Raw genomic sequence first — 11718 nt, forward strand, 5'->3', positions numbered from 1 at the left:
TAACATCTAATAATCTAGTCTAAAACCCTCAAAAAATAGCACATCAACCTTGACTCATTTTGCCCAACTGTAAAAGGGGATGTTTAAGCCTTTAAGCTCAAAATAATATTTAAACCTATCAAAAATATATGCCTATTATAAACAAAACAACTTGACTTAATAACAGAGTCTCGATACCTTAATTGAGTATTAAAACACCTAATCGGTAACTGTGAAAATAACATATTTAATAAGATGTATCTAGATACTCGATGGCATTTTTAAAAAAAAACTGTATCTTTTTATTAATCAATAACTAATAAAAATGATATGAAAAAATCGTTACTTTTTATTTTAAGTGCAATCGCTTTTCAATTACAAGCACAAGTGTATATGTATGGAACTACCTATGAAGGAGGAGAAAACAACTTAGGAACTATCTATAGAGTAGATGAAAATGGTCAAAATTTTCAAAAACTCTTTGACTTTGAATCTGCTACTGGGGGTAATCCAACAGCAGGTTTAACATTAGCTAATGATGGACAGTTATATGGATTTACAACTACTAACGGGCAAATTGCGAGTACAGGAGCCACTATGGCTTTCGGTACATTTTACAAGTTTGATCCATTAACAAATATAGTAACAGTTGTTAAATACATTGATGATAAATCGGATATTGGTCAAGAGATTTCGCATTCACCAACCAATGGAGCTGACGGTCTTCTTTATTTTACAAGTGCTATATTAGAATTAGACTCGCGTGAAGGCGTCCTGTCTTCCTATGACCCAAGCACAGCTACCATCTCTGTTCTAGATACTTTTACAACGTATTATGGACAACCAAAATCTAAATTGTTAGAAGCCTCAGATGGCAATTTATATATCACAACTAACAATGGTGCAGAGTTCGGAAATGGTGCAGTTGTGAAATATGACAAAGCATTAAATTCTTTGGTTCGATTACATTCTTCTCCAGGTGGTGTAGGGAATTATAATAACGCTCTGAATAACCCTCTTTTTGAAGCTTCAAATGGATGGGTATACGGAGCTTCACAGGGGGGAGGCTCTTTTAATATAGGTACAGTTTTTATGATTGCAAAAGATGGTACTGGATACTGGCAGATAGACGTAATGAGTTCGGGAATTTCAGATGAAGGTTATTATCCCGAAGGAGGATTTATTGAACAAAATGGAATCCTATACTCCTCTACTCCACAAGAGGAGGTAGTTGATGTAAATTCTGGAACCTTATATACCGTAAATACAGATGGTGACCAACCATCATTTATATACACATTAGATTTAGAAGGCGCAAGACCAAAAGGAACCTTTACAAAATCCTCCAATGGTAGATTTTATTTGACTTGCGAAGGAGGTATGTTAAATTCTGGTAGTATAATAGAATACAACCCTTTAAATGGGCACGTAACACAAAGGCATTTATTTAGTACCAATGATGGTATAAAACCCCTTTATGATGAATTGTGTGTTGTTGATTTTTCAGCTTTAAGTATCAATGAATCTTCTTTAGTAGACAATACTGTTAATACCTATCCGAATCCATTTCAAGACATAATTTATATAAATTCGGAGAATTTTTCTATAATTGAAACTATTAAAATATTAGACATGAGTGGTTCTGAGTTGTATCTTGATAAGCCTAAATCTAATCAATCCACTGTGAATACATATTTTCTAACCTCAGGTTTTTATTTATTGTATATTCAAACAGATTCAGGAAGCACAACAAGAAAGATTATAAAAGAATAACTACTTTATTAATATTTAAATTGTCAACCTAATAATAGTTTGGTTATTATTTTTTATGAAATACGTTCTCAATATTTTAACTAAAAATAATTACATATAAATATAACAAAAGCTTATTCTGCTTACTGCAGAATAGGCTTACTATTTAAATCACTCCCCAATTGTGTTTGGCTAAGTCTATAAAACTAATGATGCCCCAAGCCGCAAATCTCTTCAGCCCTCAGTCTTCATCCTAATAACTAAACCACCAAGCTGCAAATCATCCTGATACTTGTGTACTGATACCTGACACTAAATCCCCTAATAGCTACTAGCTAAAAACTAACCCCTGAATTGAACCTAGTAACTCCTGACTAAACCCCATGCTATTGCGTCATTGCGCGCGCAGCAAAGCAATCTCAAGGCGTCATGAAAAATTAAAAGCTGTAAATCATCTTGATACTTGTGTCTTGATACCTGATACTAAATAACCAAGCCGTAAATCCCTTCATCCCTTCAGTCTTCAGCCTAGTAACTAAACCACCAAGCTGCAAATCATCTTTATACTTAATACCCTAATAGCTACTAGCTAAAAACTCAACCCCTGAATTGACCCTAATAACTCTTAACTAAACCCCACGCTATTGCGTCATTGCGCGCACAGCAAAGCAATCTCAAGGCAAGCTGTAAAACAATAACAACTTTTATCCTCTGCGCCACTGTGCCTCCGTGTTCATCCTCAAGGGTTCTCCAAGCCGCAAATTTCTTCAGTCTTCAGCCTTCAGTCTTAAAACTAAACACACTGACCACTGACTAAAAACTACAGCACTCAGCACTATACTAACTACCCATATTACGCTAGGCCTATAATGCCTTGAAGTTTAATTTGTTAATCACCACTTAATCTATTAAATTTAGAATTAAACTTTAAAAAGCCATATATGAAAACCTCAATTCCTGCATACCAATTCCTACTACTCTTTATTGCTGTTTTTTTTGTTAAAAATGGCTACTCGCAAACAACCTATACAGTAACAAACACCGCACTAACGGGCACAGGCTCCTTTACAGAAGCCATTACTTTGGCTAATGCCAACCCCGGAGCAGATATTATTGAGTTTACTCCAGGTTTACAAGTAGACGCAAGTGTTTCCACACCCCCGTCTCCTTCTAATCCTTGGATGGCCAACATAACTGAATCCGTAATTATTGACGGTAAAGGTGGTGCTCTTAACGGAATACAAACTTGGATCACCCCTGGTGGACTCATAAACCCTACAACTGCTTGCCCAGGAGACGAACCTGGGACTATCCAATCGGCCTACATGCCCGGTTTTGTTCAGGTAGGAGAGAATACAGTTGATAATGCTGCTATAGCTGTTACCATTAAAAACCTAAGCATAAAACAATTTAATCAGGTAGCTAGAGTAAATAAGAATGCATCCTTGGTATTTGAAAATTTTGAGGCTTATGATACATGGTCCACTTTTGAGTGTTTGGGTGATGTGATGATTCAGGCCTACGATGGTGCATCCTTAACAATCACTAATTCAAAATTTTTAGGTGCTGAGAACTGGAGTGTGCCTGATGCTGCCGCTTCAATTTTCGGTTCTGCTGTAGCTGACTTGACTATAGAAGGGTCCATTTTCTCAGATCTTTGCAAAAGAGATCAGCCAACAATTCAATGGGATGGTATAAGTGGCTCTGAAGTGAATATTGTGAGCTCCAGAATTATGCGTTCAGGAGGAATTCGCATTTTAGGATATAGCACTTCTAATATTGTAAACTCCATCTGGGTTAATAACTACATTCTAACTCCTGCTGTAGGTGATCGCATTATAAATCAGGCAAGTGAAGATATGAATATTACCGCCTCATCATTTGTATGGAATACGAATGAATGTGATGGCTTATGCCAATCTAATGGTTATCAGAATCTTTTTGAGATTAGGGGAGCAGGCGATATAAACTTTAGCGAGTCGGCAGTTGGATTTAATTGGGACCCTACTACCAATGCAGACGAACTCAACGTACTTGGAAGTAATGGAGGATCTGGGGTGTTTACTGCAGATGAATATACATGGATGCAACCTACCACACAGCAAGATGCTGATGCATTAAAAACAATCACCAGTCAACCAAATTTACTAAGCGATTTACTTGGTTTCAACAGGAGTGTAACCGGTTTAACAGCAGATTTTGATGTAGAAATGGCAACACCCGCATTTCCAGGTGAACTGATTGATGTCATCCCATCCGGCAATGCACTGATAAATCCCATTGATGGCTCAACTATAGCATTAGATGTAATTGGTAATCCACGATCAGATGCCAATGGCAATCGTGATATTGGCGCTATTCAATTAGGTCTCGCACCATTTTTAGCCTCTAGTAATACGGGTGATATGTTAGTTGCACTAAAATGGAATGAGCCTCTTCATCACGACGGACATACTATAATAAGGTATGAAGTAGAACATGTCGAAGCTGGAGGTGCTACTCCAACAGTCGAGAATATAATAGGATCTACTTCACATACTGTAGGAGGCTTAACAAATGGTACTGAATATGAATTTAAAGTTAGAGCTGTATATAATAATGGTGGTGCTGAAGAATTTGGCCCATATAGTAATGTCATATTAGAAACGCCTTACGGTACTATAGATGCCGCAGTTGTAACTGCTACGCCTGGTAATGCTGAAGTTGATCTTTCTTGGAATATGCCTGATTTGAAAGGAAATGAATTTACCGCTTACATTATCCAATGGAGTACAGCTGGGCCAACTTTAGAAGGCTACCAAATAATTTATGACATCAATACACTTAGCACCAAAGTAGATGGCCTAACAATCGGTACCGAATATATATTCACCGTAGTAATAAGTTCTATCCCAGCAGGCCTTAATACTGCGGGATCTACTACAGCGACTCCATACGGGCCCATTGATGCTCCGGTAGTAACTGCTACGCCAGGCAATGCAGAGGTGGATCTTGCTTGGGACTTACCCGATATGAAAGGCAATACATTTACCTCTTACATTATCCAGTGGGGTGAAACCGTCGATTTCTGGGAAGGCTCACAAGTAATAAATGATATGAATACGCTCAGCACTAAAGTAACTGGCTTAACCAATGGTACCAACTATGTATTTAGTGTAGAAATAGCTGCTATACCTTTAGCTAGCCCTGCTGCAACTGTTAGTGCAACTCCTGATGGAGCCCTAGGTTTTGGTGATTCTGATCTACTTGATAGTGAGTTTTCGTATTATCCAAATCCCGTTAATGATTATCTTCATATCAACTCAGACCAACACTTTGAAGCTCGCATGTATTCAATCGATGGAGTTTTGTTAATAGATGCCAAAAGTGAAAAAGTTATCGATATCTCAAACTTAAGCAGTGGTACATATATATTGCAAGTTGAAATTAAGGATAGAACTTATTCTAGAAAGATTTTGAAAAAATAACTATCCACAATCTAAATCCAATAGTTTTCGTGCACCTGTCCTCACGCACAGAAAGCTATTGGGTTAAATACCACGTCATTGCGCGCACAGCAAAGCAATCTCAAGGCGTCATGCACAATTAAAAGCTGTAAATCATCTTGATACTTATTTCTTGATACCTGACACTAAATACCCTAATAGCTACTAACTAAGAACTAACCCCTGAATTGAGCCTCAAACCAAACCCCCGCTGACTAATTCTATATCTCATCAATATAAGTAATATAAACACTTTCCCCCTTAAGCAAAGCATCTCTAATACTTGGATAAACACGTAAATAAGCAGCTGTGCTACTTCCAATAAACCCATTCTTTATCTGGTTATTGTTGGCCACATTGCCCAGGAGTAAACAACCTGCAGTATCATCCGCATCATTACCAATGTGGATGAGGATATCAGAGAATAAAGGCACATTCATCACTTGCAGCATTCCTTTATGAAAAGCTGCGCCAAAGCGTTTCAAATATTTCCAATGATGCCCACCAAAACACCGCAGTCGGATTGGATACCTACCTGCAGCTATTCGTGTCTTACCGTATTCCTTTACAGCCTTATACTCATCCTCCAAAGTATAACAAGCAAACAAACCATCAATAAACAAAAGCCCCAATGTACTTCCCTTAGAATCGCTATATCGTAAAACCTTTAACTCCATAACATGCTATTTTATCAATCCACTTCTGTCTTCAGCCTAAAATCTAATCTACTGCCCACTGACTAAAAACTACTGACTAAACCCCACGCTATTGCGTCATTGCGCGCGCAGCAAAGCAATCTCAAGACATCATGCTCAACTAAAAGCTGTAAATCATCTTTATACTTTCGTCTTTATACCTTATACTAAATCCCAAGCCGTAAATCCACTTCTGCCTTCAGTCTAAACTACTCCTGACTACAAACTCCTGACTAACCACTATTTTTCCCCATCATCTTACCCACCAATGGTCCCACATTCTTCACGGCACGCTCACCAAATAAAAAGCCCAGAACCAAAAAGTTGATAATCCAAAAAGCTGATTCCAAACGCTCATTTTCGTTCAAGCTCCAACGTCCTGCAAATACCATGTAATCCATAAAAGCCACAAAGTAACCCCACATTGGTCGCTGCGCTCCTCGTAAGAAAAGCACTACTTTTCCCATCCAACCCGATTGATTCAAATCACTCGCAGTACCCTCCAAATCTTTTATTCGTTGGTTAAACTCCTGCTCCGTTTCCAAAGAGAGTTTAAAAGCTTCCATTTCCTGTTTGTGCTGCAGTTCCAAAAGCATCGCTTTTGCCTCTTGCTTCTCAGCTCCAGTAGTCACAAATCGATCAATCAAGTCTCCAACATCCTTCACCAATCCACCGCCCAGCAAGCCACTTATCTTCTCAAATAATTTCATCAACAACTATTTTTAATATCCTCAACCACTCCTGTCTTCAGCCTAAAAAGAAAGCTGTAAATCATCTTTATACCTTATACTAAATAACCCAGCTGCAAATCCCTTCTGTCTTCAGCCCTCAGCCTAACAACTAAAAAAAAGCCCCTGGACTGAGAATCCAAGGGCTACACCAAACACCTTCAGTAGTCATTACCACTGAATCAACCTAAGCAAACAACCAAATTTTTAAGCCCCTCTTTTGAGATACCTTTTAACGATATATTTCAGAAGACACGATACGCCAAAGCTCACCACAGTACCTAAAACGGTATACACAATAGTTTCCACCATGCCCCCAATCGAAACGCCATGCAACACACTCACAAAAGTGCCTCCTAAAAATCCCGCTTTCCCATTCCGTGAAATTGCCGTATCCTCCATCTCCCTATTCTAAAATCCAATCCCTAATATCTAAGCTGTAAAACCCAACACTTAAAGCGAAGTGTCCTAACGGCTAATAACTATACAGTATCCACCGCCACAATTGTCAAAGCTCTACATTCCTGGTTATTGATGAGGTATAATTCGTCATTCACCTTCTGGTAATACTCGATACCTAAAACAATAAAAACAGGAAGCGCACTATCAGCAGAAATATTTGCCGATACAGATGAAGTTAAAGCATCCTTCGAAGTAATATCAATAGCATCAGACTGTGCCACATTTACTTCAAATTCTGCACTCTCAAAATCAACAGCCGCAATACCAACAGTCATGCGGGCCACATCAGCACCCTCAATGGCAATAAGCTCTAACTTTGGATTTGTAAACTCAGTATCTACAGTAACAGCCCCAGTAGCTCGGTCAAAATTAACAGATGAACTCGCAGACATAATCTCATCTAGGCTAGCTTGCCCATTAAACTCAAAACCAAGCAACAAACCTAAGTCACCCTTAGCAACTGTTCGTTCTCCTCTACCATTAGTAGTGTCCGATTGAGCTACTTTTAACATCTGAGTAGTTAATCTACTCGCTACTTTTTTATCAGCAGTCATTGCTATTGGAGCCTTAAAAACACCACGCAATAATTTACTGGCTTTACCAGCTCTACCAAACTCAGCCCCATTTTCACGAGTACGCGCAAATGCCGGATCTTTCTTAATTCTGTCACCATCAACACCACCTTTGGTGCGTGCTAAATAATCGCCACCACTCTTGTAAAAAGACAAATCGCCAACGCGTCCTTCCAACTTAATAACTCCCTTTTGCCTTGCCATAATCCCTTATTTTTAATGAATAAGAACTAATTTACTAGACGTATATTTCTTATTCAAATCAGAGTGTCCGCATTGTCCATCAATGGGAATTATGGTACTAAGCAACCCGCTTCATATGTTTGATTATACATAAATTCATGAGATGCGGTGAATAAGCTTATTAATCGCATTAAAATTTGCGGAGAATAAAGATTATGCGGAGAATATATCGTATATTCGATGCATATTATGCGAAGAATAAAAGTATACATACACGAAAAAGAGAACTGGACAAACTTTACTTGGGATAACAAACAGGTAGTGTTAAAGCTTGGCGAAGCCAGAAACCTACAGGGAAAGCTCCTTGGTAAGATGGAATCCCTAGGCTTTGACTTACAGGATGAGGCAGTTCTAAACACCCTTACTTTAGATGTTCTAAAGTCATCCGAGATTGAAGGTGAATTTCTAGAGAGAGATCAAGTGCGTTCTTCCATCGCCAGGCGTTTGGGAATTGATATTGCAGGAGCAGTAGAAACAGAACGCCACGTAGAAGGTATTGTTGAAATGATGCTTGATGCTACACAACGCTACGAAATGCCACTTACAAAAGAACGCTTGTTTGGGTGGCATGCCGCATTATTTCCCACTGGCTGGAGCAGCCTTTATAAAATAACTGTAGCCGATTGGCGTAAAGACACCACCGGACCTATGCAAGTTATCTCTGGTCCCATGGGAAAAGAGAAAGTACATTACGAAGCTCCAAGTTCTGACCGAATTGAAACTGAAATGGAAAAATTCCTCCATTGGTTCCAAGAGGAAAACGAAACAGACCCGGTTCTTAAAGCCGCAATTGCGCATCTATGGTTCATTACAATTCATCCTTTCGATGATGGAAATGGCCGTATTACCAGAGCCATCACCGATATGATATTAGCTCGCTCCGATAAAAGTGTCAGACGTTTTTATAGTATGTCAGCGCAAATTCGTGTGGAGAGAAAAGAGTACTACCTAGAACTTGAAAAAGCACAAAAAGGAACATCAGATATTACGCAATGGGTTTTATGGTTTCTGCAGTGTTTGATAAATGCAATCGAATCAACACAAGGTACACTTGCCAAAATATTGTACAAAGCAGCTTTCTGGAAGTTACACGCTGATACAATTTTTAATGCCCGTCAGCAAAAAATAATAAACAGGCTATTAGATGGTATTGATGGTAAGCTAACTACTTCAAAATGGGCTAAAATGAATAAGTGCTCCCAAGATACCGCACTAAGAGACATCCAAGATTTAATAAAAAAGGAGATCCTACAAAAAGAGGCAAGTGGCGGTAGAAGCACCAATTATGAATTAAAGGAAATACCAACTAATACAGCAACATAGAATGATTATGCCCGGAGTGTATATTTCGGGTAAAAGTCTACTTTTAGTAGGAGTGAGGTATATTTATAGTATAGATACAGTCAAAATACAATGATGAAACTATCTCGTATTTGTATTTACCCTAAAGATGTGCAACGTATAACGGGTAAAAGTGAGAAGTCGAGTAGAAGACTCTTACATAAAATTAAAGAGAATATAGGCAAAGAATCACATCAATACGTTACAACAATAGACTTTGCCAAGTATACCGGAATAGAAGAAAAACTAGTTCAGGAATACCTAAATGACTAATGAAAGCTTCCCTTGTATACACTCACAAACACACTTTACTCACATTTAATTTGCATCAAATTGACTTACTAAATGTATGGTTTTTCGTATCTTTGTAATATTCAAAGCATTATAATTGAAATCAATATTAACCAAATAATTGGTGAGTAATTCGGGAATTATAGAAAAATAATTTTTCTTTACTCATTGATATTATGCGACTTACATGTGGTGGTTCGAGTCCTGTTGGGGCTACACATTAATCGCTATAGCCAACTATAATGCAATTGACTATGGCGATTTTAATTCATTCTACACATAGTATTACTCACAACTTCAATAAGCTAAAAATAGAACTAATGAGTGTGTATAGTTTTATACCCTATAACTCACCACTGCTCTTTCAAAACAAAAAAAACATATAAATAATTATCATGGGTATAAAGGCAGCTTTGTGCTCCACCGCTCTTAAACAATTACAATTCGGCAATACACATCTCATTAATTATATGATGTTACCTAAGCAATAGCTTATTAAATCTTCATATCATAACACTTATGAAACCTCTCTACATGGATATCTCATAAATAGCAATGGCATCTTCTAAGGTAACTTCCTTTGGGTTGCCCCCAGTACAAACATCAGCAAGAGCATTTTTGGCCATAAGTTCAAAATCCTCTCGCTTGGCACCAAGTTCTCCAATTCCAGATGGTATACCCACATCTTTCGATAATTTAGAGATAGCTTCTAAGGCTGATTCTGCAGCTTCCATCTCAGTCATATCCTCAATATTAACACCCATAGACTGAGCTATCTTAGCAAACTTATCGGGACAAGCAGGTAGATTAAACCTTTCAATATGGGGTAATAAAACTGCATTGGCAACACCATGTGGAGTATTATATAAACCACCTAACTGGTGTGCTGCAGAATGTACAAAACCCAACCCACAGTTAGAAAAAGCCTGACCTGCAATAAATTGTGCCCACGCCATTTTACTTCTTGCCTCTAAATTATTACCATCAGCTACCGCATCTCTAAGACTTTCACTGATCAGTTGTATGGCATACAAAGCCATATGATCGGACCAATGGAATGCTCCGGCTGTTACATAGGCTTCAATGGCATGGGTCAATGCATCCATGCCCGTAGCAGCAGTTAAGGCAGCTGGTTTATTGAGCATGAGTTCAGGATCGTTGACAGCAATAGAAACCAAACAGTTTTTATCTACCATTACCATCTTTACTTTACGCACTTCGTCAGTAATTACGTAGTTAATGGTAACCTCACTGGCTGTTCCGGCAGTCGTATTAATGGCAGCAATTGGAGTAGACTTCTTTTTGGAGATATGTATCCCCTCATAATCTTTTATATCGCCTCCATTTGTAGAAAGTATACCTATAGCCTTCCCGCAATCTTGCGGCGACCCACCTCCAATTGTAAGTATATAATCACATTGCTCACTGTTAAACAGCGCGAGTCCCTTTTCAACATTAGCACAAGTAGGATTTGCCTGCACTTCATCGAATATACAATAACTAATGGTTTCCTGATCCATTAATTGGGTAACTTTCGTAACTACGCCTAGCTCATTAAGAATCTTATCTGTAACAATAAAAACCTTGGCACATTCTAATTCCTTAAGTTCTAATACTAAATCACTAATTACCCCAGGGCCTACAAGGCTTAATGGCGGTAGGTAAATTCTTCTTTTCTCTAACATCTTATTTATTTTATCTGCATAATCAATTGCTAAAAAATAACTCATACAAGTGTATAGCAAAATTGTATTTATAAGCAGTCATATAAAATGTTCAATACTTATTACTTTGTATCTGTTTTAAACCTTAAATGTATAGAAGGGGGATAGATAAACTTTTGGTATTATCCTGAGGAGCAGAAGGTATTTCGATCGCAGAAAAAATAATAGAAAATGGGTAAAGTAACATAAATGGTACCCTCAAAACTAAATCCCCAAGCTTTAAAACACTCTAACAACCTATTATACAAACATATTTGTTCAGAATTATTTATTAAATTCACACATTAGAACTTCTTAAATAAACGTTTGGTATATCAAATATATTCACCTTAAATAAACGTTTGGTATATCAAATATATTCACCTTAAATAACGTGAGTTCGATCTAAGCAGCCTTATTAATATGGTCATTATCTATGATGTCTATATTTAAAGAGGGTTTCTTAG

General features: G+C 37.8%; 8 protein-coding genes. 4 read left to right on the top strand and 4 right to left on the bottom strand.

The window, feature by feature from the left end:
• Positions 1-309 precede the first annotated feature (309 nt).
• Complete coding sequence (locus tag QMO11_RS15745; RefSeq protein ID WP_282038202.1) at positions 310-1752, top strand: choice-of-anchor tandem repeat GloVer-containing protein; 1443 nt, start codon at positions 310-312, stop codon at positions 1750-1752.
• A gap of 920 nt (positions 1753-2672) precedes the next feature.
• Complete coding sequence (locus QMO11_RS15750; RefSeq protein ID WP_282038203.1) at positions 2673-5198, top strand: fibronectin type III domain-containing protein; 2526 nt, start codon at positions 2673-2675, stop codon at positions 5196-5198.
• A gap of 239 nt (positions 5199-5437) precedes the next feature.
• On the opposite strand, the gene QMO11_RS15755 is transcribed toward QMO11_RS15750, so the two are convergent.
• The 3 genes from QMO11_RS15755 to QMO11_RS15765 all read right to left on the bottom strand — a co-directional run bounded on the left by QMO11_RS15755 (position 5438) and on the right by QMO11_RS15765 (position 7877).
• A complete protein-coding gene (locus QMO11_RS15755) occupies positions 5438-5893 on the bottom strand; it encodes a DUF5675 family protein (protein ID WP_282038205.1) in 456 nt (151 codons plus the stop codon).
• 251 nt (positions 5894-6144) lie between these two features.
• Positions 6145-6621, bottom strand: coding sequence for a hypothetical protein (locus QMO11_RS15760; RefSeq protein ID WP_282038207.1), 477 nt, complete (start codon positions 6619-6621; stop codon positions 6145-6147).
• A gap of 500 nt (positions 6622-7121) precedes the next feature.
• Positions 7122-7877 carry a hypothetical protein gene (locus tag QMO11_RS15765; protein ID WP_282038209.1) on the bottom strand — a complete coding sequence of 252 codons (756 nt, stop codon included), beginning with the start codon at positions 7875-7877 and terminating at the stop codon, positions 7122-7124.
• A 228-nt stretch (positions 7878-8105) separates the two neighbouring features.
• Here QMO11_RS15765 and QMO11_RS15770 point away from each other — a divergent pair, with 228 nt between their 5' ends.
• Entirely contained in the window at positions 8106-9239 is a 1134-nt protein-coding gene (locus tag QMO11_RS15770) for a Fic family protein (protein ID WP_282038211.1), read from the top strand.
• A 90-nt stretch (positions 9240-9329) separates the two neighbouring features.
• Positions 9330-9530: a hypothetical protein gene (locus tag QMO11_RS15775; protein ID WP_282038213.1), complete on the top strand. Its 201-nt coding sequence runs from the start codon at positions 9330-9332 to the stop codon at positions 9528-9530.
• A gap of 548 nt (positions 9531-10078) precedes the next feature.
• Here QMO11_RS15775 and QMO11_RS15780 read toward each other — a convergent pair.
• Entirely contained in the window at positions 10079-11233 is a 1155-nt protein-coding gene (locus tag QMO11_RS15780) for an iron-containing alcohol dehydrogenase (protein ID WP_282038215.1), read from the bottom strand.
• Between the last annotated feature and the right edge of the window lie 485 nt (positions 11234-11718).

Origin of the sequence: Saccharicrinis aurantiacus (genome assembly GCF_947489045.1) — a bacterium.
Classification (GTDB): Bacteria; Bacteroidota; Bacteroidia; order Bacteroidales; family Marinilabiliaceae; genus Saccharicrinis; species Saccharicrinis aurantiacus.

Excerpts from the sequence above, each read along its gene's own strand:
- QMO11_RS15745 (WP_282038202.1), top strand. The coding sequence starts at position 310 with ATGAAAAAATCGTTACTTTTTATTTTAAGTGCAATCGCTTTTCAATTA.
- QMO11_RS15750 (WP_282038203.1), top strand. The coding sequence starts at position 2,673 with ATGAAAACCTCAATTCCTGCATACCAATTCCTACTACTCTTTATTGCT.
- QMO11_RS15755 (WP_282038205.1), bottom strand. The coding sequence starts at position 5,893 with ATGGAGTTAAAGGTTTTACGATATAGCGATTCTAAGGGAAGTACATTG.
- QMO11_RS15760 (WP_282038207.1), bottom strand. The coding sequence starts at position 6,621 with ATGAAATTATTTGAGAAGATAAGTGGCTTGCTGGGCGGTGGATTGGTG.
- QMO11_RS15765 (WP_282038209.1), bottom strand. The coding sequence starts at position 7,877 with ATGGCAAGGCAAAAGGGAGTTATTAAGTTGGAAGGACGCGTTGGCGAT.
- QMO11_RS15770 (WP_282038211.1), top strand. The coding sequence starts at position 8,106 with ATGCGAAGAATAAAAGTATACATACACGAAAAAGAGAACTGGACAAAC.
- QMO11_RS15775 (WP_282038213.1), top strand. The coding sequence starts at position 9,330 with ATGATGAAACTATCTCGTATTTGTATTTACCCTAAAGATGTGCAACGT.
- QMO11_RS15780 (WP_282038215.1), bottom strand. The coding sequence starts at position 11,233 with ATGTTAGAGAAAAGAAGAATTTACCTACCGCCATTAAGCCTTGTAGGC.